This window comes from Paenibacillus sp. NPDC057934, from assembly GCF_042887565.1.
Lineage (GTDB): Bacteria > Bacillota > Bacilli > Paenibacillales > Paenibacillaceae > Paenibacillus_AQ.
Genome location: NZ_JBHVPB010000003.1, coordinates 357,435 through 382,469 on the forward strand (window position 1 = coordinate 357,435; position 25,035 = coordinate 382,469).

The following is a 25,035-nucleotide window of genomic DNA, read 5'->3' on the forward strand; positions in this document are numbered from 1 at the left end:
AAGGATGAGGATAAATAAAAGCTTCAGTCTGGTGCTCGGCAGTCTGTTCGTAGGGCTGTTGCTTGTCATTATGATAATCAGCCTCTTCTATACCCCTTATGGGGAGAATGTCATGAGTATAACCGAACGCTTGCAGGCACCGGGCTCAGCGCATTGGCTGGGAACGGATAATTTCGGGCGGGATGTGCTTAGCCGCATTATGGTCGGGGCACAGACAGCTTTTCTGGTCGGTTCTATATCCGTTGCGATTGGCCTAACATGTGGCTTCATAGTAGGCACCTTAGCCGGGTATGTGGGAGGCTGGGTCGACGAGCTGTTGATGCGGGCTACGGATGCACTGCTGGCTTTTCCCGGCATTCTGCTTGCCCTGTTGTTGGTTTCGATCTTCAAGCCAAATATGTTCCAGACGATTATCGCTATAGGTGTGTTATCCGTCCCATCCTTTGCCCGGGTGATTCGTAGCGGTGTATTGCAGCACCGGGAAGCGGACTATGTGCGGGCCGCGAGGGGAATGGGCGCAGGGCATTTCAACGTCATTTTTATTCAGATCCTGCCTAATATTATTTCTTCTATTATAACAACGGCAGCACTCAGCTTCTCGACGGCGATTTTGGTGGAAGCCGCGCTTAGCTATCTGGGACTTGGCGTCCAGCCACCCGATCCGAGCTGGGGCAGGATGCTGAACGAAGCGCAAGGATATTTGAACAAAGCGCCTTGGTATGCGCTGGCACCGGGACTGCTGATCACCTTGTCGGTGCTTGGCTTTAACCTGCTCGGCGATGGCATCCGCGATTTGCGCGATAACGTGAACAGAGGGGGATGACTAAGTGGCTGAAAGGGAAGCAGGACGTCAGAAGATACTGGACATCCGCAATCTGCGAATAGAACTGAAAGGCAGACGGGAACGGCTGGCTGTGGTGGATGGAATCTCACTGTCGGTATCTCGGGGAGAGACATTGGGGATTGTCGGCGAATCGGGGTGTGGGAAGAGTGTGCTCTCCCTCTCGATGCTTGGACTGCTGCCTAAGGCGATGGAAATCAGCGGCGGAGAGATTTGGTACGGGGAGCGGGGAGGTGAGGCGCAGCCGTTACATCTTTTGAAACCAAAGGAACTGCGGAAAATCCGCGGCCGGGAAGTAGCCATGGTCTTCCAGGACCCGATGAGCTCACTGAATAACAGCTTGACGATAGGCTATCAGGTGACGGAAGGACTGCGCCTCCATCTGGGCTATTCCCGCCAGGAGGCTGCCGCACAAGCTATTGAGCTATTCCGTAAGGTGGGTCTGGCGCGGCCGGAAAAGCTGCTGAAGGAATATCCGCATCAGCTCTCGGGCGGCATGCGGCAGCGGGTGATGATTGCCATTGCTATCGCTTGCAATCCCGGGCTGTTGATCGCAGATGAACCGACCACTGCGCTGGATGTGACCATCCAGGCGCAAATTCTGGAGGTTATGCGGCAGATCCGTGATCAGGACGGGACATCGATCGTGCTGATCTCACATGATCTGGGTCTCATTGCCGAGATGTGCGACCGGATTGCCGTAATGTATGCGGGACGAATCGTAGAGGAGGGGACGGTGGCGGATATATTTGACCAGCCGCGCCATCCTTATACGATTGGGCTGCTGAATTCTATTCCGTCACCATCTTATAAAGGCCACAGGCTGTACTCCATCCCGGGTGTCGTTCCGGGTCTACATGAGCGCTCGGTCGGCTGTACTTTCGCTCCCCGCTGCCAGTATGCCATGGACCGCTGCCGCACAGAGCAGCCTAAGCTGTCGCCGGTTGGAATCGGACATTCAGCCAGCTGCCTTCTGATCGCAGAAGAGGGGGTGAAGAAGGGTGACAACCGAAATACCGCTGATCGAGCTGCGGGAACTGGAGAAGTATTATACGAAACGAGTGTGGCCGCAGAAGGGACAGGTGCTGCGAGCCGTTGACGGCGTCTCTGTTACGATACGTAAAGGAGAGACGCTGGGATTGGTCGGTGAGAGTGGCTGCGGCAAGTCGACATTAGGCCAGATAACGGCCCGGCTACTCGAGCCCACAGGCGGTGGTCTTTTCTACAAAGGGAAGGACATCTCCGGTTCAGGAAGCCGGAAGCAGCAGGATCTGCGGCGCCGGATTCAGTATGTGTTCCAGGACCCGTTCACCTCCCTGAATCCACGCTTCAAGATTGGACGGCTGCTGGAGGAACCGCTGAAGCTGAACCGTCTGGGTAAGGCAGAGTCACGGTGGAGTAAGGTTAATGACATGCTGGAGAGCATCGGTCTGGACGAGTCGTACTGGAACCGGTATGCCCATGAATTAAGCGGGGGGCAGCGTCAGCGGATCGGCATTGCCCGGGCACTTATGCTCAGCCCGGAGTTTCTCGTGCTCGACGAACCGGTGTCCGCACTGGATGTCTCTGTCCAAGCCCAAGTGCTCAATCTGTTAAAAGACCTTCAGCAGGAACTATCGCTAACCTATCTGTTCATCTCACATGATCTGAATGTCGTCCATTATATGAGTGACAGAGTGGCTGTCATGTATCTGGGCAAAATCGTCGAGATTGGCGAGATGGAGGAGGTGTACAGCCATCCCTTGCATCCATATACGCAGGCGCTGGTCTCCTCCATTCCGGCAGAGCGTGCCGCACAGAAGCGGGAACGAATCGTACTCCAGGGGGATCTGCCAGACCCTTCCGCGATTCCATCAGGCTGTGCGTTCCGCACGCGCTGCATGCACGCCCACGACAGATGCTTCTCGGAAGTCCCCGCGCTTGCGGATGTGAGGGAAGGTCATGCGGTCAGTTGTCATTTGTGGTCAGAGGATCGTTATAGTGCGAATGTGATTAGAGAAGTTAGAACTGCCTCCCTATAAAATCGGAAAGAAAGTCAGATTCTCCAAAGGGATCTATATATTTTTAGGAGAGCGATAAAAGGGCTGATTGCACATGTAATCATAGTGTGCCTATCAGCCATTTTTATTGTAATAACCTAGAAAATTCTGGTACAATTATTGGGATTTACATAGACTGACGGGGTGCATCCTACGGGAGATCGGCGTTGTGATGCAGGACCCTAATATTTTCAGCATGTCAATCTTCTATTTTCATTAAAATCAGATGAATTAGATGTGAGATCTGTTTCGGAGATTGTTCCATTCCCCTGCTTACCCATTTCTCCAGTACCCCAACTACGCCGCACACGGTAAACGTAGTCTCAACTTCATCATACTCGGAGATGGGATGATCGGTAGGCATGTTCGCCCGCAGTTCCTCAGAAATCTTGATATGAAAGAAGTCTTTAAACTTCTGTAAGGTTAGCAAATTCCTACCCGGGTGGAACAGTAGAGTGATTAGCAGCTTATTATCATAAATGTACTCTGTCGTTTTTTCCATAAATAATAATAGATCAACGGGGTCATTGCTTGGGAAGGAAGCATTATAGAATTGGCTGAGCTGTTCAAACAGGTCGTTCTCTATCTGCTCGTATAAATCATAAACGTCTTTATAGTGAAGATAGAAGGTACCTCGTCCCAAATCAGCGATCCGGGAGATCTCCGCTACTGTTATTTTGTTGATGTCCTTATCATTCAAGAGTTCGAGAAAAGCATTTCTAATGACCTTCTTCGTTCGGATGGAACGTCTATCCTTCATGGGTGAATCCTCCATTCATAAACAGATTGCTGTCAGCTGTTCATAAATGAACACCGCCGCCGGGATTGTTGATTGAAATTGTGATTATCGGAAATTATAGTATACACATGTTTATTAGTCGATTGGTGTTCATAACAATGCGGCTGTACGAAATGGAGGCATTACGATGGTTCGTTATAGATTAGCAGAAGAGCATGAATTAACACAAATAGCGGTACTGTTTGATGAAGCCTTTAAAGGATATCCACTCTTTAGCGTTATGGGAAGCAACAACAAGAGTGATGAGGATTTCTTTTATCAGCTGCATCTTGTAAATACAAAAGCATATTATCGTCAGCATTGCTGCCTGGTAGCGGTTGATGGAGAGCAAATCGTATCTGCAGCTTTATTGAAGCATCGTGATAAACCTGATGTTGGACTTTGGAACTTTGTGCTTGCTGGAGGCCTCAAGCTATTGTGGAGTGCGGGGATCTCGCGAATTCGGAATCTCTTGGAGGTGATGGATGAGGCCAAGCAAGCATTTGCCGATTTAAAAGCACCCTATTGGTATTTGGAGTCCTTTGCGGTAGCGCCACAGTATCAAAGCCAGCATTTGGGCAGCAAGATGATAGCAGACTGTATCCTCCCTTACATTGCGAAAAACGGCGGGGGCGACTTGACCTTAATTACCAATACGGATAGCAATCGAATATTTTATACTAAACGCGGGTTCTCGGAGTTCGGTGCATCTGTTATTAGCAGATATGGTCTTGAAGTAGGCAATTGGAGCTTTATCATAAAAGTTTAACCTCGGAGGGATACCATGCTTTTTCAAAGTGGTAGCTTAGCGGTGCGTACACTAGAGCAAATGGATAATGCCTTGTTAGCGAAATGGCTTTCTGACCCTACAGTTCTGGAATTTTATGCAGGAAGGGACGACCCTCATGACCTGAATAAGGTGAATGCAGCATTTTACGCCCAGGAAGACGATGAGGTTAGATGTATTATCGAGTATGATGCTAAAGCGATCGGATACATTCAATTTTATCCGCTAGATGACGAATCAAAAAGGGAATATGGCTACAAGGATAAGGATGAGAATATATACGGTATGGATCAATTTATAGGCGAAGTCGATTATTGGAATAGAGGCATCGGAACGCTGCTTGTTACATCTATGGTTAATTACTTAACAGCTGATAAACAAGCGGATATGGTAGTTATGGACCCACAGACAAGAAACGCCAGGGCTATCCGGTGTTATGAAAAATGCGGGTTTAGAAAGGTGAAACTCTTACCGCAAAGTGAGCTACACGAAGGGAAGTATCAGGATTGTTGGTTGATTGAGTACCGATAAGCCTTATGTTGTACCATAAAAAAGGTCGAAGCATCCAAGCCAAGCATCCGAATCTTGCATACACTATATCAAAATTCTTCCTGATATTTGATAGGGAGAACTTTTGAGATGTAGGAGAGGAGCAGACAAAATGGCAATTTTAACTACCGGCCCGATTGTGAATACTCCCGTCAACGGGGTAAGGCCGACGCAAACGGTAACAATCAAGATCGTGAACAACGATCCGGTGAACACTTCCACAGTGTTGCTAGAAGGCTATTATCTGAATGGTACAAGAACTTTATATGTACTTGAGGATTTTTCAGTAAGCCCTAATCAGGTCATCACCCACAATAATTACGCTAATTTTGACGGGTATGAGTTTTTGTTCTTCATCGATGATGATATTGCTCATCAGACTGAAATTTCGGTATGGGGCAAGAACGCTAACGGAGAACTGGTGGATGCACATCGACTGGTATCTTCTGAGGTGAAGTTCTAAGCTAAGTATGTTGTCAGTTTGATATCCATAGAGAAACAGCCCTGCGTTGTCTGATTCCGGTCAGAAGTGTGCAGGGCTGTTTTTCCTAAAACACTTTGAACCCATAGGGGGAAGGTTCAGCGAGAGAGAAGGTTATGTTTCTAACATATGAACAAATGCTTCTCTCTCTGTTATAGTATAACGCAAATTAGAACATTAGATATAAATAATAGGATATATTTATATAATATTCACATTTATCAAAATTTTGTATGTTGATTCATTCACAAAAAAACGCCCGGCACAATGATGGTGTCGGACGCTTGCAATAATCCCTGCAGCTGCAGGGTTTCTCTACATCAATCAACACTACTGCCCGAATCGCTTCCGCCGCAGTCAATCACCGAGTCGTTGCTTTCGCTGGAATCGACGTTGTTAGGGCTGTATCCATCATTCGACTCATGGCCGCCCGGGTAGGATGAGCCATCATGAACAGGACGGTCCTCCTCATGCGGCCTTGTGTAGTCCTGAAATAAATTTGGTTCGGAAGCCGCTATGAAGCCTGCAGAATCATTATTGCTGTATTTTGCTGATTTTCTGCTGGTTTTCTTGCTGTTATCTCGTAAAATGGTTTGCATAATGATAAACACCAGCACACCAATTGCTAAAATCCCAACGCCCATTCGATCGCTCCTTTTAAAAAGGACTCCAAGGTCTTCTTCAGAATTGTACCACATTCCCTGAAGCGTTGGAGCCGAAATGTGCAGAAAGGGCCATGCAGTGCTATATTTATCTGTACTTGGAAGTGCTGTGTAGGATGCGTGGTGAGGGCTTGCGTTCTAGCTCCCAATTTGCTAACATGTAATGTAACTTAATCATTGTTTGGTTTTCTAGGGTTCCGCAGCTTGTTCAAGCTGGTCAGGTCCGAGGGAAAACGCACGAATCAAGAGATTCGTGTTCACACGGAGGGATAAAAGCCCGGGAGGAATCGTCAGTTATTGACGAACGCCTCCCGGGCTTATTTTATTGTGGCGCAATGAGAAAGTTAACTACTAATTAAGGGGGAGTAACAGGTGAAGAATAATCTGGATTGGATCAAGGTTGTGGTCGCTGCCTGCTTTGAGGTGATCTGGGTCATCGGCCTGAAGCATGCCTCCGCTCCATGGGAGTGGCTGGTCACGATCATTGCGATCGTTGTTAGCTTCTATGGCATGATTTCGGCCAGTCAAAAGCTGCCTGTAGGTACGGTTTACTCTGTATTCGTCGGGCTTGGCACAGCGGGCACGATTATGGCGGAGATGATCTGGTTCGGAGAACCGTTCAAACTGCTGAAGCTGGTGCTCGTGCTGATTTTGCTGACGGGTGTTGTGGGGCTGAAGCTCGTTACCAAGGAAGAACCCAGCAAGGAGGTAGCTTAAATGGCGTGGTTATTTCTCGTAGTAGCCGGAATATTGGAAATGTTCGGTGTAACGATGATTAACAAATTGAACAAGGACCGCAACTGGCAGGCCTTGTGTCTACTGCTGCTTGGTTTTGGCGGAAGTTTTATTTTTCTGGCACTGGCGATGGAGAGTCTCCCCATGGGTACGGCCTATGCAGTCTGGACGGGAATCGGAGCTTCAGGGGGGGCCATTCTGGGCATGCTGCTGTACGGTGAGCCGAGAAACTGGAAGCGGATTGTCTTTATCGTGATGATTCTCGGTGCGGCGGTAGGTCTGAAGGCAATAGCGTAGTCTCGTTATCTTTAATATTATAAATTTAGACATGTTCCCCAGGTTTCGATCGTTCCTATGGGGTAAGTATAATAAATATACAACTCACTTATTAAGGGGACTTCAAACATGAACTGGCAGGTCAGTGAAGAAGAATTAGAAGCTATCCGGCAGGCCAACCGGAAAGGCCGTATCCTGCTTCCGGATGGCGCCTCGGTGCCCAGAATCGGACAGGGTACCTGGAATATGGGTGACTCGTCTTCATCAAGGGAAGAAGAGATTGCCGCGCTGAGGCTCGGCGTGGAACTGGGTCTGGATCTCATCGATACGGCCGAGATGTATGGCGACGGTAGATCGGAAGAGATGATTAGCAAGGCGATTAAAGGAATACGCGATAAGGTCTTTCTTGTCTCGAAGGTATATCCGCATAATGCCGGCAAGGAACGGCTTGCCCGGAGCTGCGAGGAAAGCCTGAAACGGCTAAACACGAACCACCTCGACCTTTACTTGCTACACTGGCGTGGGGAAATTCCGCTGGAGGAGACGGTGGAGGGCATGGAAGCCTTGGTAGCTGCCGGCAAGATTGCCAGATGGGGTGTATCCAACCTGGATCTTGAGGAGATGCAGGAACTCCAGCGCGTTGCGAAGGGAAGCCGCTGTGCGGTGAATCAGGTGTTGTATCATCTCGGCTCGCGGGGCATCGAGAATGATCTGCTGCCCTGGATGAGCGGGCACAAGATTCCGCTGATGGCCTACTCGCCGCTTGCGCAGGCGGGAGCTCTCCGCAAGGGGCTGGTAGAGAACGAGGTTGTCCGTGAGATTGCAGACCATCATCAGGCAACACCCCTTCAAGTGCTGCTGACTTGGAGTATCCGTGAGGATCTGGTCATGGCCATTCCTAAGGCGTCCTCGCGGAAGCATGTGATTGAGAATGCAGCAGCTGTAAGGATCAAGCTTAGTAATGACGAACTGTTGAAGCTCGATTTTGCGTTCCCGCAGCCTTCCTGGAAAGTGCCATTGGATATGGTTTGACTATCCATTAAAAGGAAGGATTGATTTCCAATCGGCCTGTAAGTGTCGCCCCTACTGGGTAGCGACACTTGCAGGCTGGTTTTGTTTGTGTAAGCCTTGCTTCAAGCTGGTATTCTGTTATTGGGGTGTATGATTTCCCCAGTGTTTGGAGAAATTAACGACAATCTTATGCTGCCAATAGCAGGGAGATCAGGTTGAGAACCGTGAATATCTGGAAGACTGCGGGTAGGGATATTCTGTGCAGTTCTACGGTTTTCGGGCCTTTGATGCCAAATGGCAGGAACTCTTAAATGTTGTCAACAATGTTCATGCCGAAACCGTGTTTTCAATTTGGTGACAAAGAAAGCGCTTTGATTTACGATGTGGTCATAGGGGATTTCCTTCACACAGAAGACGTGAAGGTGTTCTGCTTGAATAACTTTAAGGGGGCTTATTACAATGGCCACAGAAACAAAACAATCTTCATCCGGTGGTGCACGGGTGAAAGTCCAACAATTTGGCCGTACCCTTAGCGGTATGGTTATGCCGAATATCGGAGCATTCATCGCTTGGGGCTTGATTACGGCTTTATTCATTCCAACCGGCTGGTGGCCGAATGAGAAGCTGGCAACCTTGGTTGGCCCGATGATTACTTATCTACTGCCACTATTAATTGGTTACACTGGCGGAACGATGGTTCACGGCAAGCGCGGTGGCGTAATTGGCGCAATTGTCACTATGGGTGTCATCGTGGGAGCAACAATCCCAATGTTCCTTGGAGCAATGGTTGTTGGACCTTTGTCAGCCTGGGTACTTAAGCAGTTCGATAAGGCTGTGGAAGGTAAGATCAGAGCAGGCTTTGAGATGCTGGTCAACAACTTTTCGATTGGTATAATCGGTGGTATTCTGGCTATCGTGTCTTTCAAGGGGATTGGGCCGCTGATTGAAGCCTTGACGAACGCACTGTCCTCAGGTGTAGAATTTTTGGTGAACCATCACCTGCTGCCACTCGTTAACATTATTATCGAGCCAGCAAAAATCTTGTTCCTGAACAATGCTATCAACCATGGTATTCTTACACCAATTGCTGCTGAGGAATCCATAAGACTGGGAAAATCCATTCTCTACATGCTGGAATCCAACCCGGGTCCGGGCCTCGGTGTTCTGCTGGCCTACTGGCTGGTTGGACGCGGTTCCGCAAAGGCTTCCGCACCAGGCGCAGTTATCATTCATTTCCTGGGTGGTATTCATGAGATCTACTTCCCGTACATTCTGATGAATCCTCGCCTGATCCTTGCGGTTATCGGTGGTGGTGTGTCTGGTACGTTCACGTTCCAGATGCTCGGTGCTGGTCTGACAGGTGCAACTTCTCCAGGCAGTATCATTTCTTACATCGCCATGACGCCTAAAGGTGGTTACCTGCCGATGTTTGCCGGCGTCATTGTAGCAACGGTTGTATCCTTCCTTATCGCTTCTGTTCTTCTCAAGACAAGTAAGAAGAATAACGAAGAGACTGATATTGAAGAAGCGACAGCTAAAATGAGAGACATGAAAGCTGCCGGAACCACTGCAGCTCCAGTTTCAGCAGCTCCAGCAGCAGTGACTGCAAACGCAAGTGCGGCTAATGCAGGAAACGTTCGCCGCAAAGAAGATGTGAATAAGATCGTCTTCGCTTGTGACGCAGGTATGGGTTCCAGTGCTATGGGAGCCTCCGTGCTGAGAAAGAAATTGCAGACCGCAGGGGTTAACATTACAGTTGTGAACTCTGCAGTCAGTGAGATTCCGGCGGATGCTGATATTGTTGTCACTCAAAAAACGCTGACCGAACGCGCGATTGCCAGCAATCCGAAGGCGGAGCACATTTCTATCGACAACTTCCTGAAGAGTCCGAAGTACGATGAACTTGTCGAGCGTTTGAAGTAAGTGATAAATGTGTAAGATAATCAATCAAGAGTAGTTTAGGATTAAATAAGGGAGACGCTGGCGGCATTCATGCCAGCGTTTGTCTCCATGTAGGCGAGGGTTCCGGGAAATGAGGAAAATGACCGCCAGACAGCGACAAATGATAGGACTTCTCCTTGGGGTGAGCGAAGAGATCACCGCTGCCGAGATCGCTGCGGATACGGGTGTCAGTGTACGCACCGTTCACCGGGAGATGGAGGATATTGAGGGCATCCTGAAGGATTTCGGTCTCGATTTGAGCCGGAAATCCGGCAAAGGCATCCAGCTCAGCGGGCCAGAAGGTGGCCTTGAGGAGCTGCGGATTTACTTGCGGGAAGAGAAGCCGGCGGAATATTCCGGGGAGGATCGCAAGATCTATGAGCTGTGCTCCCTGCTGGAAGCTGAGGAGCCAGTGAAGCTCTTTGCGCTGGCCCATTCGCTGAAAGTCACCGTAGCAACCATTAGCTATGATCTAGATGAACTTGAGCCATGGGTCCGCAAATTTGGCCTGAAGCTCGTCCGAAGGCGTGGTTATGGCGTGGAAATTACCGGCACCGAAGTGGATAAACGCCGGGCCATCGGCCGACTGGCTGCTGAGCATCTGGACCAGTCGGATCTAGTTGGCCATATGCTGCCTGCACAAGGCAATCCGGTGTTTAATATGCTGCTATCCAGCGTGGGCAAGAATAAACTGATGGATGTAGAGAATACGCTCTGGGACATGGAGTGGAAATGGACAGCGGAGCTGCCGGAAATCGTGTATATGGAGCTGCTGCTGGGTCTGTCTGTATCTGTACGACGGATCTGTATCGGCAGGGAAATTGATCTCACGGAAGATGTGGGGTACCCGCGAATGTCCGACCATCGGAATATTGCTGCTTCGGAGCAATTCGTCCTACAACTGGGTCATACCCTGGGTATGACATTTCCGAGAACAGAAATTCTCTATATCGCGGGACTGTTCGACAGGGTGCAGGAGTCATTCTCTTCGACTGGTTTTGCTTACGGGGACATCGAGCTGGTGGAGATTGTCTACAGACTGACGGATAGCATCGCAAAGCGTACTGGGGTTCCATTCCTGCGCGACCGTTCCCTTCGGGAAGGCGTGATAGAGCATATCAATCCCGCTCTGAAGCGGATCCGTGAAGGAACCCGCATCCGCAATCCGCTACTGGGTCCGATTCGTAAGGATTACGAGTATTTGTTTCAGACCGTCCGCGATTCTGTAGAAGATTTGAACCTGGATCTTGTTATTCCCGACGAGGAGATTGGCTTTCTGGTGATGCACTTCGGCGCCTCCATGGAAAGACTGAATCAGCTCAGACGCAGTGTTCGGGCCATTCTGGTCTGTGCCAGCGGACTGAGCTCTTCACGGCTGCTGGCCACCAGGCTGAATAAGGAGTTGCCGCAGATTGAGGTCATGGGCAATGTCTCTTGGTATGAGGCAGCCCGTCTGCCGGAAGAAGATTATGACCTTATTATCTCCACTATTGATTTACCCCTGCCGGGTGATCGATATATCAAGATCAGCCCCCTGCTAACAGGGGAAGAAATAGAGAAGCTGCTGAGCTATATACAAAATACTGTGCCGAAAGAACGTGAAGAACCTCCTACAGGTGAATCAGGGACTGTTGTTCGGGAAGAAGCTGCTTTCGACCGAATGAAGAGTTATAGCGTCATTTTGGAAGAGATGATCAGTCTGATTGAACGCTTCCGTCTCTATTCGCTCGACAATAGCGGAATGAATCTACCGGCCACCTTGGCGGTCATGCTCGACATGATTGCTGATTTCGGTGTAATCGGCGACACGGGGCTGGTACTGGACCGGCTGCTGGAGCGGGAACGAATGGCCAGTCAGGTCATTCCAGATACCCGGCTGGCTCTGTTCCATACGCGGAGCAGCCATATTCATAAGTCTTCCCTGACCCTGTACCGGCTGGAACAGCCTGTACAGCTGGATGGCGAGACGGAAGTCAGGGTTATCCTGCTCATGCTTGCCCCGCGCAAGCTGTCCAAGGAAAGCTTGGAGGTCCTGAGCGAGATCAGTGCTATGCTACTCAATACAGAGCTGGTAAAGCTGCTGGAGGAACGGGCGGAGCCGGAAATCCGGCGGTATCTGTCGTCCGAACTTTTACGTTTTTTCGAAAATAAACTTTGAAAGTGAGAGAAACCATATGAGTATACTGTCTGAAAATAAAGTAATGATGAACGCCACTGCCAAGGATAAATATGAAGCGATTCGAATGGCCGGGCAGCTATTGGTAGATGCAGGTCATGTAACCGAAGAATACATCCCGAAAATGTTGGATCGCGAAGAGGTAGTCTCCACTTATATGGGTGAAGGCTTGGCTATTCCGCACGGCACGAAGGAAGGCAGACCATTTATCAAGTCCACTGGACTGTCGATTCTGCGCTTCCCGGATGGGGTGGACTTTGGCGGCGATGAGCCAGCATTTGTCGTAATTGGTATTGCCGCAGCCGGTGACGGACATATGGAGATCCTAACCAATGTGGCGATGATCTTCAGTGAAGATGATGCCATTGAGCGTGTCATGAGCGCAGCGACACCGGCCGACGTTCTTGCCATCTTCGAAGGAGGCCTCGAGTAATGAAGGCCGTACACTTTGGCGCAGGCAATATCGGTAGAGGGTTTATTGGCCTTCTGCTGTCCCAAGCAGGGTATGAGGTTACTTTCGTCGATGTGAATGAGGCGTTCGTCTCGCAGCTTCAGCAGCGTGGTGAATATCCTGTTACCTTGGCCAGTGAAGGTCAGGAGACAGTGATTGTTCGCAACGTTACTGCACTCAGTAGTGTCACACACGGTGATGAGGTAGCGGCAGCTATTGCCGATGCTGATCTGGTGACTACTGCTGTAGGTGTATCCATTCTGAAACATATTGCGGGTGCCGTTGCCGAAGGGATTACCCGGCGGCTGGCGGGTTCCTTCGCCCCTCTGAATGTCATCGCCTGTGAGAATGCTATTGGCGGCAGTGCACAGCTCAAGGAGCTGGTGTATGCCAAGCTGGACGAAGAGACCAGAACCAAAGCAGATGCTTCGGTTGCATTTCCGAATGCCGCTGTGGACCGGATTGTCCCACTGCAGCAGCATGAGGATATCCTGAAGGTGGTTGTCGAGCCGTTCTATGAATGGGTTGTGGATGCTTCGCAAATGATTCCGGGCTACAAACCTGTGAACGGGGTTCATTATGTAGATAACTTGGAGCCGTACATCGAACGTAAACTGTTTACAGTGAACACTGGTCACTGTTCTGCGGCGTACCTGGGATACTTGAAGGGCTACGAGACCATTCAGCAGGCGATGGCCGATGTTGAATTGACTGGACGCGTGCGGGAAGTGCTGGAGGAGACCGGAGCTGTTCTTGTGAACAAGCATGGGTTTGATAAGGCCGAGCATGGCAAGTATATTGATAAAATCCTGGAGCGCTTCCGTAATCCGGCGCTGACGGATGAAGTCTCTCGTGTCGGACGTTCCCCGATCCGCAAGCTGTCCCCGAACGATCGTCTCGTTTCTCCGGCGGTTCAGGCGTATGAAGCAGGGTTGTCTTTCTCAGCATTAACCCGTTCGATGGCAGCTGCGCTGCTGTTTGATGTTAAGGATGATCCAGAAGCAGTTGAGCTTCAGGCTTCCCTCGCAGATATCGGACTATCAGAGGCGGTGGCTAAATACACGGGTCTTGCCGCTGATCACAAGGTACATCAGTCGGTCTTGGCGGAGTATGATAAGTTAAAGGCCTAACTAAACTTGGCTCTGTCTGTGTATCAGGAAAATAAAGGGAAATAAACAAAGACGGCTGGGATATTCTCCCGGCCGTCTTTGTTTATTTCATATGTGTTTGTCCTGATTAGCTGTTCTCCAGGATGGTCTGCAAGGTGGTCCGGTCAAGTCCTTCTACTAGCTTGATCAACAGCTCCTTGGCTGCTGCGTAATCATCGCTGTGGATGACAGAGGAAGCCGTGTGGATATAACGGGAGCAGATTCCGATCACCGCAGAAGGAATTCCGATGCCGCTGACATGCACCTGACCTGCATCAGTTCCGCCTTGGGAGACAAAATACTGATATTTGATCCGATGAGTGTCGGCGGTATCCTGTACATACTCGATCAGGCCGCGGTGGGTGATCATGGTTGGATCGTAGATGCGCAGAAGCGCTCCTTGTCCAAGTTGGCCGAAGGCCTGGCGATCACCGGTCATGTCGGCAGCTGCGCTGGCGTCCAGACCGAAGAAAATATCCGGATTGAGCAGGTTGGCAGCTGTACGGGCGCCCCGCAGGCCGACTTCTTCCTGCACGGTGGCACCAGCGTACACGGTGTTCGGGAGTTTTTTGCCGGATAGCTCTTTGACAAGCTCCAGGGCCAGTCCAACACCGTAGCGGTTATCCCAGGCTTTAGCCAGGATCTTCTTAGGATTGGCCAGTGGAGTAAACGGGCAGATCGGGACGATCTGCTGACCTAGTGATACGCCGAAGCTTTGGGCCTCCTCACGGCTGTCTGCACCAATGTCGATGTACATTTTGCCGATATCGCTTGTCTTGGTGCGCTCCTCATTGCTCAGCAGGTGGATAGGGGTGCTCCCTACAACACCTGTCAGCGGACCCTTCGGTGTAATGATGTGCAGCCGCTGTGAAGACACCGCTGAGGAGAGCCATCCGCCTAGTGGCTGGAACTTGATCATTCCGTTGTCGGTGATGCCTGTAACCATAAAGCCGACTTCGTCGAAATGTCCGGCCACCATGATCTTAGGACCGTTCTCTTCGCCGCGCAGCACGCCGAACAGGCTGCCGAGGCGGTCCTGGACGAATTCGTCAGTATAAGGGGACATAGCCTCTTTGACATAGGCGCGCAGCTCACGCTCGAAGCCCGGGGCTGAAGGGAATTCGGTAAGTGTTTTGAACAAATCGAGTGTTTCTTGATTCATATGCAATCGCTCCTTTACTAACGTCTAGTATGAACATTTTGGAACCGCTTGTCCACGTCTCGCGGATAAAACGACACCGGGCGTCGTCTCCACGAATACTATGCAATAGTAGCCCTGATGGCAGGGGCTGAAAGAAAGGAAGCGATTGATAACGATGAGGGTTGTGGGAAGCAGGCCCCAGGGAAAGGTGCAGACCCGGGCTGTTAATGGATATGGTGTCCGGCGCAGATACGGCACGCGGTATGGTCCACCGAATGAAGCGGTGTTCATCCTGATTTTGTTTTTACTGCTTATTGTAATCCTGCTGTATTTTACCTGAGCATAGGAGGACATAAGGAGGGACCAGATAGCGAACAATAAGGAAAAACTTCTAAGCGAAGACAGTTCTGGAGCCTGTACAAGCGGGAACCTGACTGCTACAGGCTCCTCTTCGCCAAACCATAGGAGGTGTGCTCATTGCCGGTTAAAACAAAGCGTTCAGGGGTTAAGCTGAAGCTCGATTCCTTGACCCCGGAGTCCTATGAGAAATTGTCCAAGCCTTATGTTCCTTCGCGTCCTGTCGGAAAAAACTGTATCCGCGCCTTTCTAGCTGGCGGTCTGATTTGTCTGATTGGACAAGGCATCCAGGAAGCCTATATGGCGATCTTCGGAATGAGTTCCAAGGTAGCGGCAAGTCCTACTGTAGCCACACTGATTCTCATTTCCGTCATCCTGACCTGCTTCGGTGTCTACGACAAGCTGGCGCAATGGGCTGGAGCGGGTACGGCGGTGCCGGTAACGGGCTTTGCTAACAGCATGTGTTCCGCTGCGCTGGAGCATCGGGCCGAAGGGCTTGTGCTTGGTGTAGGTGGCAATATGTTTAAGCTGGCAGGTTCAGTTATCGTGTTCGGAACCGTGGCAGCATTCATCATTGGTGTAATTTATGCCTTGATGGGCTGGGGAGGTGCACATTAAATATGAAGCAGCTTGGCAGCCAGACCTGGGAGTTCACTTCAAGACCTGTCATTTTGGGCGCCTCCTCCGTTGTGGGTCCAGAGGAAGGAGAGGGGCCGCTGGCCTCGGATTTTGATTTTATTTATGACTCGCTGAAGATGGGTGAGAAGACTTGGGAAAAGGCAGAGCGGGCGCTGTTCGAGAAAGCCTCTCAGTTAGCACTTATAAATGCCGGTGTGAAGCAGGAGGACCTGGATTTCTTTGTTGGGGGCGACCTGATGAATCAGATTATCAGCAGCTCTTTTGCAGCCCGTAAGCTTGGAGTTCCCTATCTTGGGGTATTCGGTGCCTGTTCTACGTCTATGGAGAGTCTGGCCCTTGCGTCAATGATTGTGGATACAGGCGGGGCCAAGCTTGCGCTGGCCGGAACTGCCAGTCATAACTGTACAGTGGAGAAGCAGTTCCGTTTTCCAACAGAGTACGGATCGCAGAAGCCGCCTACCGCGCAATATACTGTTACAGGCTCGGGCTGTGCAATTGTTGGCCGTAATGATGGTTCTGGAAAAGGACCGGTAGTCACGCATGCCACAATTGGACGAGTAATGGATTTAGGAGTTACCGACCCCTTTAATATGGGGAATGCCATGGCCCCAGCTGCAGCAGATACCATTACGGCTCATTTTCGCGACACCACCCTTTCCCCTGGACATTATGATCTTATTGTAACTGGAGATTTGGCCTCCGTAGGCCTGCCGATCGCCAAGACACTGCTGGCTAAGGAAGGGATACCAATGGAACAGACCCGGTTCGATGATTGCGGTCTGCTCATTTATGATCTAGAGAAGCAGAAGTATGTCATTGCAGGAGGAAGCGGCTGTGGCTGTTCCGCAGTGGTGACTTATGGACATATTTTGAAGCGCCTGAGAAAAGGTGAGCTGAAAAGAGTACTAGTGGTCGCTACAGGTGCATTACTGTCCCCGATATCCTATCAACAAGGGGAGAGCATTCCTTGCGTTGCGCATGCAGTTTCCCTGGAGAGTGGAGGTGAAGGAGCATGATTTATTTGTGGGCCTTTCTGGTCGGCGGAGCGATCTGTGTTATTGGACAGCTAATGTTCGACGTGCTGAAGCTGACGCCGGCGCATACCATGAGTACACTCGTCGTAGCGGGCGCAATTGCCGATGCCTTCGGTCTGTATGATCCGTTGGTTAAGTTCGCCGGTGCCGGCGCTTCTGTACCTATAACGAGCTTTGGTAATTCCCTGGTGCACGGGGCGCTGACCGAGCTGGAGCGGGATGGATGGATCGGCGTAGTGACTGGGATCTTCGATATCACAAGCGCTGGGATTTCATCCGCTATTGTGTTCTCGTTTCTGGCTGCTCTTCTGGTCAGACCGAGGGGATAAGATGTACTTAACAAGCAGGCTTGGGATGATGTCCCGGCTTGCTTTTGCTGTGCGCAGAGACAAGTGATTTTTTTTACATACATAGAAACAGCATTATCTATAATTCAGTTGCTTCCATAATGTACTTTGGGTCCCCTAATCATGTAAAATAACATTAATACTGCTTCATTCTGACATAGGAGGTTTACCATTCATGCCCGTACGTCAAGAATCTATGCATATCATGAACACTGTACGCCACAACCTTGAATCCTGCATCCTTGGAAAATCATTCGAAATACAGCTCCTGCTGACGGCAATGCTCGCTGGAGGCCACGTCCTCATTGAGGATGTGCCGGGTACGGGTAAAACCCAACTGATTCGTGCACTGTCCAGATCCATGTCCGGCGAGTACCGCCGCATCCAGTGCAATCCTGACATTCTGCCGAGTGATATTACCGGTGTATCTGTTTATCATCCGAAGGACGAAATGTTCCATTTCCGCCCGGGACCGGTGATGACGAATATTCTGCTCGCAGATGAAATTAACCGTGCAACGACCAAGACTCAATCAGCGCTTCTTGAAGTGATGGAGGAACGTAATGTCACCGTTGACGGCGAGACGTATACGCTTCCACATCCGTTTATGCTCTGCGCGACCCAGAACCCTATTGATTTTGAGGGGACATATACATTGCCTGAAGCCCAATTGGACCGCTTCATGCTGCGAATCAGTCTGGGTTATCCTGATGCCGAGACAGAGAAAAAGCTGCTGCTTACCCATCAGGACGGCCAGCCGGTGGACAAGCTTACGCCGGTCACCAGTATGAAGGAGATTGCTGCCATTCAGGAAGAGATCCGTGAGGTCTTCATCAGCGAGCCTGTACTGAACTATCTGCTGGATGTGGTGCGGATGACCCGTGAGCATCCACTGGTGCTGCTAGGTGCAAGCCCGCGTGCCTCTCTGTCCTTCATGATGGCCTGCAAAGCCTTTGCCTTCTTGCAAGAGCGTGATTATGTGTTACCTGATGATGTCAAAACTCTTACCCCTTATGCACTCTCACACCGGATTCTGCTGCGTCCGGAATCGCGCCTGGATAATATTAGTGTAGATTCCCTGCTGCAAAAGCTCCTGCAAAATATCCATGTGCCTGTCACGATGAGGCAATAACATGAGACGTTATCTGTCTGCGGCGGCCGCTGTCATCCAGCCGGCGAAGCTCGCCGGCATCCTCGCAATTTGGGGCATCACACTGCTGTACGTATTGTTTCAGGGCGGAAAAACATCGATTATGCTGTTTATTATGGTTTCTGTTCTCATCCTTTATTTAATTATTGGAGGGCTCGGCGGTGTTCGCCGGGCTACTGGCTCCCGCAGCTTCTATTCTGAGCAGGAGAAGCCCGATCTGCTGTCCGCAGGCGGACATCTTCGAGTGCAGCTTAACGTAACGATCCCCGGATTTCTGCCGCTGCCCTATGTTGTTGTGCGTGAGGTCATGAAACGGCATAACGGTGAGAGCTGGGTATTCGAAGATAGCTTGATTACGAATCTCAAGGGTCAGGGGGAATTACGTTTTCAGACGCCGTCAATGGAACGCGGCAGCTATACTTTCGGGGAGACGGATATTCTCAGTGAGGACATCTTCGGGCTTGTGGAACACAAAGGTTCATTTGCGGCCGGGGGACAGTTCCGCGTTCTTCCCCGGGCGATATTTATTCCACGCTGGCAGCTGTATGAGCGCAAATCAAGGCTGGCTGGTCCACAGGTCTCTCTGGCCCAGTCCAGACGCGAGACCACGCAAATCAACGGTGTTCGCGATTATGAGTACGGTGATCGTCTGACCCGCATTCACTGGAACGCTACCGCTAAGACTGGAGCTTGGAAGTCTAAGGAATTCGAACATGAATCGATCCCTAAGACAATGATTGTCCTGGACGGAGGCTCGGGAGCATATGATACGGCTGCGCAGTTGGAACTGGCGATTTCGATAACGGCTTCACTGCTTGGCTTTGGTATCCGTGAACGGATTGGCATTGGCTTATGCTGTCTGGATAAGACTACCAAGGTCTTCTCTCCAGCTGAAAGTGGGGCAGAGCGGCAGAAGATGGTGCATTATCTGATAGATATCAACGCCGAGGGTCGAGGCTCTATTGTGGCCCGGCTGGAGAAGGCACACCGAATGTTCCCCAAGGGCGCTTATTTCGTGCTGGTCAGCCCGCTGAGTGGACAGCCTGTGCTGGAGACCTTGCGCTGGGCGGAAAGCCGTGGCATGACCCCTTCCCATCTACATGTGCAGAATTCTGCAGGGATGAATCGCAGCGGGAGCTGGCTGGAAATTTTGAAGGCACGCGGGGTTACTGGCTACAGCATTGATTCGCTTCAGGATCTTCCTGCTGTATTGGGAGGGGAGTCCTGAGATGAAAAGCTGGCTCAATCTAATGAAATCAAACTGGCATTATGCGTTTAGTCTCTTATGGGCGACCATCATTGCCCTGCAATGGCTTTCTTATACTGATCCGGTTTGGCTGCGAGAGACGACAGCCTCCGTAATGATTGTTCTTGTTGCTGTAGCCATTATAGAAATACTATTGCCCATTCAGCGGGTATATCGCCTGCTCATCGAAGCCTGTGCAGTGCTGTATCTCCTGTACCGTACGCTTCAGCATTTTGGAATTTATGATACAGATATGATTTATGAGACCAAAGGAGAATGGCTGACGGATATAGCAGCTCAGTCTGCACCGTATCTGGCTTTTGTCCTTGGAGCGTGGGCGCTGTTGCTGCTGTCCTCCTGTTGGGTCAATACAAAGGCGCGCATTCTGATGTTTATCGGGATGAACATTGCTGCCTTCGGGGCTCTGGATTCCTTCACATCCTCGGTGTTGTGGCAGGAGGTTGCGTGGACAGTGTTTGCAGGGATGGGCTGGCTGGTCAGTCAGCATCTGCGCAGCTTTCAGGTTCGCTATCCGCACGGCTGGTCCTATTTGCTGGATTATCCCTTGAAAGCCATTGTGAATATCGCCATTATTTTTTCACTGGTCATTCTTACAGGTATCAACATGCCGGAGGTTCGGCCTACATTGACCGACCCTTATACGGCTTGGAAAGAATGGAGTGGCGATGGCCCTGGTACCGGTGGCGGCATCTCAAGCTCAACTGACACAAGCGGTGGGAAGAATTCCGCCAATAAAACCTCATCCGGGTACAGTCTGGATGATAACAAGCTGGGCGGTGGTTTCAATTTTGATTATGCGCCCGTGATGAGCGTTATATCCGATCTGCGCACATATATGCGTGGAGAGACCCGAACCGTATATTCGGGGAAAGGCTGGAGTGATGATGATCGGCTGACCAGAGGTCCGCTTCGGCATACAGAGGTTGGCGCAGCTCTGGACGCTATCCCTTCGAAGGTACAGACTCGTGAGTTACAGCAAACGGTAAGGATGCTGAACACCTATGAGTATCCGGTAATCTTCGGGGGCTACTCTATTGCAACAGTAGATACTGTCAACGAAGAAGCTCAGAGCGATGGCCTGTTCTGGCGGAACCGGGATAGTGAGTTGCTATGGGATGCGGATGGGAAGAAGCGGCCCTACCCTCAGACTTATGAAGTGACTTCTGCGGTTCCAATCATTCCTGTTCAGGAGCTCAGCAAGATTAGTTTTGATCAATTGTACGGCGGAAAAGAGATTGATCCGGCGCTATTGAAGTTACCAGGGGCTTTCCCGGATCGTGTAAAGGAGTTGGCCAAGGAGATTACGGCCGATGCCAGCACTCCGTATGAAAAGATAGCGCTATTGCAACAATATTTACAGTTGAACTTTCCATACACCAATCAGCCAGACCTCTCGCGTGCCAAAAGTTCTGACTTTGTGGATAGCTTCTTGTTTGAAATTAAGGAAGGTTATTGCGATTACTACTCTACCGCACTTGTCACGATGGCTCGTTCCCTGAATATTCCTGCCCGCTGGGTGAAGGGCTATGCGCCGGGAGAGCAACCCGAGCTGCCGGATAATCTGGGAATGCGTCCGGGTGGAGCAGCCAATAACAATTATACGATTACAGATGCGGATGCCCATTCCTGGGCCGAGGTGTATTTTGGAGACTATGGTTGGATTCCTGTCGAGGCGACGCCAGGCTTCAATGCTCCGTTATTAGTACAGAATGAGACTCCAGACCGTGATACTCCATCGGATCAAGAGAACCAGGAGAAACAAGAAGAAGCCAAAGCTGCAGCGTCAGACCAAAAGGGATTTCGTATAGGAACCTGGGCAGTGGTATTAGCTGCGGCTGTACTGTTGCTGTGGGCTGGGTTCCAGCTTTGGAACCACCGGCTCAAGCTGCGTTTTCTGCTGCAGCGCCTCAAAGGCGGAGGTCCTTTGACCCCCGATCAGAAAGTGCTAATTGAGACCGGACGGTGGGTCAAATATATGCGACGCAGAGGCATGAGTAAAGAAAGCCATGAAACGCTGCGTGAATCAGTGGCTCGTTGGAGCAAGGAACGGCCTGTGGCAGCTGAAAATTTATCGGTTCTGCTCGGCATGTTCGAACAGGCGAAATACAGTCCGGATGTTATAGAAGACAAAGACTGGCGCACAGTGTATACTGAAGCTTTGCGGCTGCGGAAAAGCATGAAAGCCGGGAAATGAAGCCCCGAGGCAGATGAAATTCTGCCTTGGCTTTGTTTGCGAAGGCCATAGAGTATGATATAGTTTTTTGTATGAAATCGAGGTGAACGTATTGTTTGAAAAGTTGGTCCCGAAGCTCCGGGTGAATACGGTGTTCGATATTGCTCTGGAAGAGCTGTATCAGCAAGGCTACCGGGGCATCATTACGGATCTGGATAATACGCTGGTCGGTGCAAAGGCACCGTTAGCGACTCCTGAACTGCTGGTATGGTTCCAGAAGGTGAAGGAACTGGGTTTCAAGCTGATTATTGTATCCAATAATAATATGGACCGGGTCTCGCGTTTTGCCACACCGCTGGGCATTGAATTTGTACATCAGGCCCGCAAACCAATCAATGCGCCCTTCCATAAGGCCATGAAGCTGATGGATCTGTCACCTAATCAAACGATTGTGGTGGGCGATCAAATGCTGACCGATGTGTATGGAGGCAACCGGCTTGGTTTGTATACGGTGCTTGTGTTACCCATTTCCATTAAGGATGAGGGAATCGGCACAAGGTTCAACCGTCGGGTAGAGCGGATTGCCCAAAGCAGGCTCCGCAAAAAAGGATTGTGGCACGAGGAGGAAAAACCCCAATGAATCAACACAGTGAAACACAGCGCCCTGTTAAATGTAGCGGCTGCGGCATTAAGCTTCAGACCGAGGACAGAGAGCTTCCAGGCTTCATCCCCGAGTCGGCTTTTAATCGGGAGCCTGTGATCTGTCAGCGCTGTTTCCGTATCAAGAACTATAATGAGGCTTCTTCCGTATCGGTAGATCAGGATGAGTTCCTGCATCTGCTGAGCGGAGTAGGCGAGAAGAATGCCCTTGTCATTCATATCGTCGATTTGTTCGACTTTGAAGGCAGTTTGATTTCGGGTCTGCAGCGCTTTGTCGGCAACAACCCTGTCATTCTCGCAGTGAACAAAAGTGATTTGCTGCCTAAGGTTACGAACTGGAATAAAGTTCGCAACTGGGTGCAACAACGCTGCAAAGAGCATGGATTGCGTACAGCAGAGATTGTGCTCTGCAGCGCAAAGCGCAATCAAGGCTTTGACCGACTGCTGGAATCGGTCTCTGAACTGCGCGGTCAACGCGATGTCTATGTCGTGGGTGCGACCAATGTCGGCAAATCCACTCTGATTAACCGTCTGATCTCAGACTATAGCGATCTGGATCAGGAATTGACGACTTCACGCTATCCGGGCACAACTTTGGATACAGTGAAGATTCCACTGGATGATGGTCATTACATTATTGATACTCCAGGGATTGTCTATCCTTGGCGTTACAGTGAGTTGGTGCACCGCCGTGATCTGGATGCGGTTATGCCTGTAAATCCACTGAAGCCGGCCGTGTATCAGTTGAATGCAGGACAGTCGCTCTTCTTTGGCGGACTGGGACGATTTGATTTTGTGCAAGGAGAACGTCAGTCGTTTACCTGTTTTATTAGTGGAACACTGAACATTCATCGCACGAAGCTTGAGCGTGCTGACGAGCTATACGCGAATCATCGCGGCGTCATGCTGTCACCTCCGGCAGCAGATATTATGGATGAGCTGCCGCAGTGGCAGCGTCATGAATTCCGTATTGGCCGGAACAGCCTCAGCGATCTATATATTTCGGGTCTGGGCTGGATTAAAATCAATGGAACGGAAGGTGCGGTTGTGGCCGTTCACGTTCCACGCGGCGTGAAGGTGCTTACACGCCCTTCGCTGATTTAGAGAGGGGGACGGCCAGTATGGGATCTACTGCCGTGAAGTACAAGAACGGTGATATCCTGCTGGGTGTAATGGGAGACCCGATCGGACATACCAAGTCCCCGCTGATGCACGGTGCCGCTTTGAAAGCTATGGGCATTCCTGGGGCTTACGTGCCCCTGCATGTGAAGCCTGAGGATCTCGGCGAGGCCGTGCACGCGATTCGGACACTGGGCTTTCGCGGGGTCAATGTCACGATTCCCCACAAGGTAGCAGTCATGGAATATCTGGATCGACTAGATGAGAGTGCGCTTGCTATCGGCGCTGTGAATACCATTGTCAATGATGATGGTGTGCTCACAGGCTACAATACAGACGGCATCGGGTATGTGCGTTCCTTGAAGGCGGAGGCGGTATCTGATCTTTCCGGTGCCCGGATCATGGTGATTGGGGCAGGTGGAGCAGCTAAAGGAATTGTGGCTGCCCTGCTTCAGGAAGCACCTGCTTCCATCGTCATTGCGAACCGCACAGCGGACAAAGCTCAGGATCTGGCGGCAGAATGGAGCGGATCGGGAAGCCTGACCGGAATCTCCCTGGATGACATGGCGGAGCATTTGAAGGATATCGATGTGCTGATCAACACCACATCTGTCGGGATGTATCCCCATATCGACGGGCTACCGGTAAATCCGGCACTGCTGCACCCCGGAATGGTGGTCAGCGACTTAATCTATAACCCGCTGCACACGCGGCTGCTTACGGAGAGCCTTGAAAGAGGCTGTATCATTCACGGGGGGCTGGGGATGTTCGTCTATCAAGGAGCCTATGCTCTTGAATACTGGACAGGTCAGACTGCTCCTGTGGATATTATGCGCCAAACCATTGAGGAAAGTCTCGGCGGTGGGGCATAAGCAATGAATTTACTGGTTTAGGGTAATAATATGTTAATTAAGGAGTTTTGTTCATTTATGTTAACTGGAAAACAAAAACGGTACCTGCGCTCGCTGGCACATCATCTTGATTCTGTATTTCAAGTCGGCAAAGGCGGGGTGAACGATCATCTGGTCCGTCATATCGAGGAAGCCATCGAAAAACGGGAACTGATGAAGATCAGTGTGCTGAATAACAATATTGAAGATCCAAAGGAAATCGGTGCTGCACTGGCTGAGCAATCAGGTTCAGAGCTAGTACAGGTTATTGGGAAGACCATCGTTCTGTACAAAGAATCCCGTGACAACAAGACGATTGAACTTCCGCGTTAACATAGCAGGCATTTAACGGGAATCGAAAAGGAAACGGGGAGGCGAACCTC

The 25,035-nt window shown here is 50.5% G+C and carries 27 protein-coding genes and 1 riboswitch; of the genes, 24 read left to right on the top strand and 3 right to left on the bottom strand.

The genetic code is table 11. From position 1 onward, the window contains the following. Positions 1–4 precede the first annotated feature (4 nt). From ACFVRY_RS09060 to ACFVRY_RS09070, 3 genes are read left to right on the top strand one after another with little or no spacing between them, the layout of a single operon-like run. On the top strand, positions 5–823 hold the full coding sequence (locus ACFVRY_RS09060) for an ABC transporter permease (protein WP_387499382.1): 819 nt from the start codon (positions 5–7) through the stop codon (positions 821–823). 4 nt (positions 824–827) lie between these two features. After that, positions 828–1,940, top strand: a complete 1,113-nt coding sequence (locus ACFVRY_RS09065; RefSeq protein WP_387499384.1) for an ABC transporter ATP-binding protein — start codon at positions 828–830, stop codon at positions 1,938–1,940. Next, positions 1,843–2,862, top strand: a complete 1,020-nt coding sequence (locus ACFVRY_RS09070) for an ABC transporter ATP-binding protein (RefSeq protein ID WP_387499386.1) — start codon at positions 1,843–1,845, stop codon at positions 2,860–2,862. Before ACFVRY_RS09065 ends, ACFVRY_RS09070 begins: the two co-directional genes overlap by 98 nt. Positions 2,863–3,079: 217 nt before the next feature. Here ACFVRY_RS09070 and ACFVRY_RS09075 read toward each other — a convergent pair whose 3' ends face one another. After that, positions 3,080–3,640 carry a TetR/AcrR family transcriptional regulator gene (locus tag ACFVRY_RS09075; RefSeq protein ID WP_387499388.1) on the bottom strand — a complete coding sequence of 187 codons (561 nt, stop codon included), beginning with the start codon at positions 3,638–3,640 and terminating at the stop codon, positions 3,080–3,082. Between the two features lie 166 nt (positions 3,641–3,806). On the opposite strand from ACFVRY_RS09075, the gene ACFVRY_RS09080 reads away from it, so the two are divergent. From ACFVRY_RS09080 to ACFVRY_RS09090, 3 genes are all read left to right on the top strand, one after another. Next, positions 3,807–4,427, top strand: a complete 621-nt coding sequence (locus tag ACFVRY_RS09080) for a GNAT family N-acetyltransferase (RefSeq protein ID WP_387499390.1) — start codon at positions 3,807–3,809, stop codon at positions 4,425–4,427. 15 nt (positions 4,428–4,442) lie between these two features. Beyond that, complete coding sequence (locus tag ACFVRY_RS09085; protein ID WP_387499392.1) at positions 4,443–4,976, top strand: GNAT family N-acetyltransferase; 534 nt, start codon at positions 4,443–4,445, stop codon at positions 4,974–4,976. Between the two features lie 130 nt (positions 4,977–5,106). Continuing rightward, positions 5,107–5,457 carry a hypothetical protein gene (locus ACFVRY_RS09090; protein WP_387499394.1) on the top strand — a complete coding sequence of 117 codons (351 nt, stop codon included), beginning with the start codon at positions 5,107–5,109 and terminating at the stop codon, positions 5,455–5,457. A 338-nt stretch (positions 5,458–5,795) separates the two neighbouring features. Here ACFVRY_RS09090 and ACFVRY_RS09095 read toward each other — a convergent pair whose 3' ends face one another. Beyond that, complete coding sequence (locus tag ACFVRY_RS09095; protein WP_387499396.1) at positions 5,796–6,119, bottom strand: hypothetical protein; 324 nt, start codon at positions 6,117–6,119, stop codon at positions 5,796–5,798. A 196-nt stretch (positions 6,120–6,315) separates the two neighbouring features. Further along, positions 6,316–6,423: riboswitch (guanidine-I (ykkC/yxkD leader) on the top strand. Positions 6,424–6,509: 86 nt separating this feature from the next. On the opposite strand from ACFVRY_RS09095, the gene ACFVRY_RS09100 reads away from it, so the two are divergent. The 7 genes from ACFVRY_RS09100 to ACFVRY_RS09130 all read left to right on the top strand — a co-directional run bounded on the left by ACFVRY_RS09100 (position 6,510) and on the right by ACFVRY_RS09130 (position 13,857). After that, the gene (locus ACFVRY_RS09100; RefSeq protein WP_387499398.1) at positions 6,510–6,854 is read left to right on the top strand and encodes a DMT family transporter; all 345 of its coding nucleotides are present in this window, start codon (positions 6,510–6,512) and stop codon (positions 6,852–6,854) included. Continuing rightward, positions 6,855–7,169, top strand: a complete 315-nt coding sequence (locus tag ACFVRY_RS09105) for a DMT family transporter (protein ID WP_387499400.1) — start codon at positions 6,855–6,857, stop codon at positions 7,167–7,169. A 108-nt stretch (positions 7,170–7,277) separates the two neighbouring features. After that, a complete protein-coding gene (locus ACFVRY_RS09110; protein ID WP_387499402.1) occupies positions 7,278–8,180 on the top strand; it encodes an aldo/keto reductase in 903 nt (300 codons plus the stop codon). A gap of 438 nt (positions 8,181–8,618) precedes the next feature. Next, positions 8,619–10,082 (top strand): PTS mannitol transporter subunit IIBC, encoded by a 1,464-nt coding sequence (locus ACFVRY_RS09115; protein ID WP_387499404.1) that lies wholly within the window; start codon positions 8,619–8,621, stop codon positions 10,080–10,082. 109 nt (positions 10,083–10,191) lie between these two features. Next, a complete protein-coding gene (locus ACFVRY_RS09120; protein WP_387499406.1) occupies positions 10,192–12,258 on the top strand; it encodes a BglG family transcription antiterminator in 2,067 nt (688 codons plus the stop codon). A 16-nt stretch (positions 12,259–12,274) separates the two neighbouring features. Continuing rightward, positions 12,275–12,709 (top strand): PTS mannitol transporter subunit IIA, encoded by a 435-nt coding sequence (locus ACFVRY_RS09125; RefSeq protein WP_066373444.1) that lies wholly within the window; start codon positions 12,275–12,277, stop codon positions 12,707–12,709. Next, complete coding sequence (locus ACFVRY_RS09130; RefSeq protein ID WP_387499408.1) at positions 12,709–13,857, top strand: mannitol-1-phosphate 5-dehydrogenase; 1,149 nt, start codon at positions 12,709–12,711, stop codon at positions 13,855–13,857. Before ACFVRY_RS09125 ends, ACFVRY_RS09130 begins: the two co-directional genes overlap by 1 nt. Positions 13,858–13,963: 106 nt before the next feature. On the opposite strand, the gene ACFVRY_RS09135 is transcribed toward ACFVRY_RS09130, so the two are convergent. Further along, positions 13,964–15,037 carry a M42 family metallopeptidase gene (locus ACFVRY_RS09135; RefSeq protein WP_387499410.1) on the bottom strand — a complete coding sequence of 358 codons (1,074 nt, stop codon included), beginning with the start codon at positions 15,035–15,037 and terminating at the stop codon, positions 13,964–13,966. 163 nt (positions 15,038–15,200) lie between these two features. Between ACFVRY_RS09135 and ACFVRY_RS09140 the strand changes: the two genes are divergently transcribed. The 11 genes from ACFVRY_RS09140 to yhbY all read left to right on the top strand — a co-directional run bounded on the left by ACFVRY_RS09140 (position 15,201) and on the right by yhbY (position 24,985). Continuing rightward, positions 15,201–15,356 carry a hypothetical protein gene (locus ACFVRY_RS09140; protein ID WP_387499412.1) on the top strand — a complete coding sequence of 52 codons (156 nt, stop codon included), beginning with the start codon at positions 15,201–15,203 and terminating at the stop codon, positions 15,354–15,356. A 170-nt stretch (positions 15,357–15,526) separates the two neighbouring features. Next, positions 15,527–15,991 carry a stage V sporulation protein AC gene (gene spoVAC, locus ACFVRY_RS09145; RefSeq protein WP_387499725.1) on the top strand — a complete coding sequence of 155 codons (465 nt, stop codon included), beginning with the start codon at positions 15,527–15,529 and terminating at the stop codon, positions 15,989–15,991. A gap of 2 nt (positions 15,992–15,993) precedes the next feature. Further along, complete coding sequence (gene spoVAD / locus ACFVRY_RS09150; RefSeq protein WP_387499414.1) at positions 15,994–17,028, top strand: stage V sporulation protein AD; 1,035 nt, start codon at positions 15,994–15,996, stop codon at positions 17,026–17,028. Next, positions 17,025–17,375 (top strand): stage V sporulation protein AE, encoded by a 351-nt coding sequence (gene spoVAE / locus ACFVRY_RS09155; RefSeq protein WP_387499416.1) that lies wholly within the window; start codon positions 17,025–17,027, stop codon positions 17,373–17,375. The genes spoVAD and spoVAE overlap by 4 nt, the downstream gene beginning before the upstream one ends. A gap of 193 nt (positions 17,376–17,568) precedes the next feature. Continuing rightward, entirely contained in the window at positions 17,569–18,525 is a 957-nt protein-coding gene (locus ACFVRY_RS09160) for an AAA family ATPase (protein WP_387499418.1), read from the top strand. A gap of 1 nt (position 18,526) precedes the next feature. Then, positions 18,527–19,771, top strand: coding sequence for a DUF58 domain-containing protein (locus ACFVRY_RS09165; RefSeq protein WP_387499420.1), 1,245 nt, complete (start codon positions 18,527–18,529; stop codon positions 19,769–19,771). A gap of 1 nt (position 19,772) precedes the next feature. Further along, a complete protein-coding gene (locus ACFVRY_RS09170) occupies positions 19,773–22,004 on the top strand; it encodes a DUF4129 domain-containing transglutaminase family protein (protein WP_387499422.1) in 2,232 nt (743 codons plus the stop codon). Positions 22,005–22,095: 91 nt separating this feature from the next. Beyond that, positions 22,096–22,623, top strand: coding sequence for a YqeG family HAD IIIA-type phosphatase (locus tag ACFVRY_RS09175; protein ID WP_387499727.1), 528 nt, complete (start codon positions 22,096–22,098; stop codon positions 22,621–22,623). Next, a complete protein-coding gene (gene yqeH, locus ACFVRY_RS09180) occupies positions 22,620–23,747 on the top strand; it encodes a ribosome biogenesis GTPase YqeH (protein WP_387499424.1) in 1,128 nt (375 codons plus the stop codon). Before ACFVRY_RS09175 ends, yqeH begins: the two co-directional genes overlap by 4 nt. A 17-nt stretch (positions 23,748–23,764) precedes the next feature. Further along, positions 23,765–24,634, top strand: a complete 870-nt coding sequence (gene aroE, locus ACFVRY_RS09185; protein WP_387499426.1) for a shikimate dehydrogenase — start codon at positions 23,765–23,767, stop codon at positions 24,632–24,634. A 57-nt stretch (positions 24,635–24,691) separates the two neighbouring features. Then, positions 24,692–24,985, top strand: coding sequence for a ribosome assembly RNA-binding protein YhbY (yhbY, locus tag ACFVRY_RS09190; RefSeq protein WP_066373463.1), 294 nt, complete (start codon positions 24,692–24,694; stop codon positions 24,983–24,985). Positions 24,986–25,035 lie beyond the last annotated feature (50 nt).

Coding starts and splice junctions, on each gene's coding strand:
- ACFVRY_RS09130 (WP_387499408.1), top strand. CDS start 12,709: ATGAAGGCCGTACACTTTGGCGCAGGCAATATCGGTAGAGGGTTTATT.
- ACFVRY_RS09115 (WP_387499404.1), top strand. CDS start 8,619: ATGGCCACAGAAACAAAACAATCTTCATCCGGTGGTGCACGGGTGAAA.
- ACFVRY_RS09170 (WP_387499422.1), top strand. CDS start 19,773: ATGAAAAGCTGGCTCAATCTAATGAAATCAAACTGGCATTATGCGTTT.
- ACFVRY_RS09085 (WP_387499392.1), top strand. CDS start 4,443: ATGCTTTTTCAAAGTGGTAGCTTAGCGGTGCGTACACTAGAGCAAATG.
- ACFVRY_RS09120 (WP_387499406.1), top strand. CDS start 10,192: ATGAGGAAAATGACCGCCAGACAGCGACAAATGATAGGACTTCTCCTT.
- ACFVRY_RS09080 (WP_387499390.1), top strand. CDS start 3,807: ATGGTTCGTTATAGATTAGCAGAAGAGCATGAATTAACACAAATAGCG.
- ACFVRY_RS09125 (WP_066373444.1), top strand. CDS start 12,275: ATGAGTATACTGTCTGAAAATAAAGTAATGATGAACGCCACTGCCAAG.
- aroE (WP_387499426.1), top strand. CDS start 23,765: ATGGGATCTACTGCCGTGAAGTACAAGAACGGTGATATCCTGCTGGGT.
- ACFVRY_RS09135 (WP_387499410.1), bottom strand. CDS start 15,037: ATGAATCAAGAAACACTCGATTTGTTCAAAACACTTACCGAATTCCCT.
- ACFVRY_RS09165 (WP_387499420.1), top strand. CDS start 18,527: ATGAGACGTTATCTGTCTGCGGCGGCCGCTGTCATCCAGCCGGCGAAG.
- ACFVRY_RS09090 (WP_387499394.1), top strand. CDS start 5,107: ATGGCAATTTTAACTACCGGCCCGATTGTGAATACTCCCGTCAACGGG.
- yqeH (WP_387499424.1), top strand. CDS start 22,620: ATGAATCAACACAGTGAAACACAGCGCCCTGTTAAATGTAGCGGCTGC.
- spoVAD (WP_387499414.1), top strand. CDS start 15,994: ATGAAGCAGCTTGGCAGCCAGACCTGGGAGTTCACTTCAAGACCTGTC.
- ACFVRY_RS09105 (WP_387499400.1), top strand. CDS start 6,855: ATGGCGTGGTTATTTCTCGTAGTAGCCGGAATATTGGAAATGTTCGGT.
- ACFVRY_RS09095 (WP_387499396.1), bottom strand. CDS start 6,119: ATGGGCGTTGGGATTTTAGCAATTGGTGTGCTGGTGTTTATCATTATG.
- ACFVRY_RS09075 (WP_387499388.1), bottom strand. CDS start 3,640: ATGAAGGATAGACGTTCCATCCGAACGAAGAAGGTCATTAGAAATGCT.
- yhbY (WP_066373463.1), top strand. CDS start 24,692: ATGTTAACTGGAAAACAAAAACGGTACCTGCGCTCGCTGGCACATCAT.
- ACFVRY_RS09160 (WP_387499418.1), top strand. CDS start 17,569: ATGCCCGTACGTCAAGAATCTATGCATATCATGAACACTGTACGCCAC.
- ACFVRY_RS09110 (WP_387499402.1), top strand. CDS start 7,278: ATGAACTGGCAGGTCAGTGAAGAAGAATTAGAAGCTATCCGGCAGGCC.
- ACFVRY_RS09060 (WP_387499382.1), top strand. CDS start 5: ATGAGGATAAATAAAAGCTTCAGTCTGGTGCTCGGCAGTCTGTTCGTA.
- spoVAE (WP_387499416.1), top strand. CDS start 17,025: ATGATTTATTTGTGGGCCTTTCTGGTCGGCGGAGCGATCTGTGTTATT.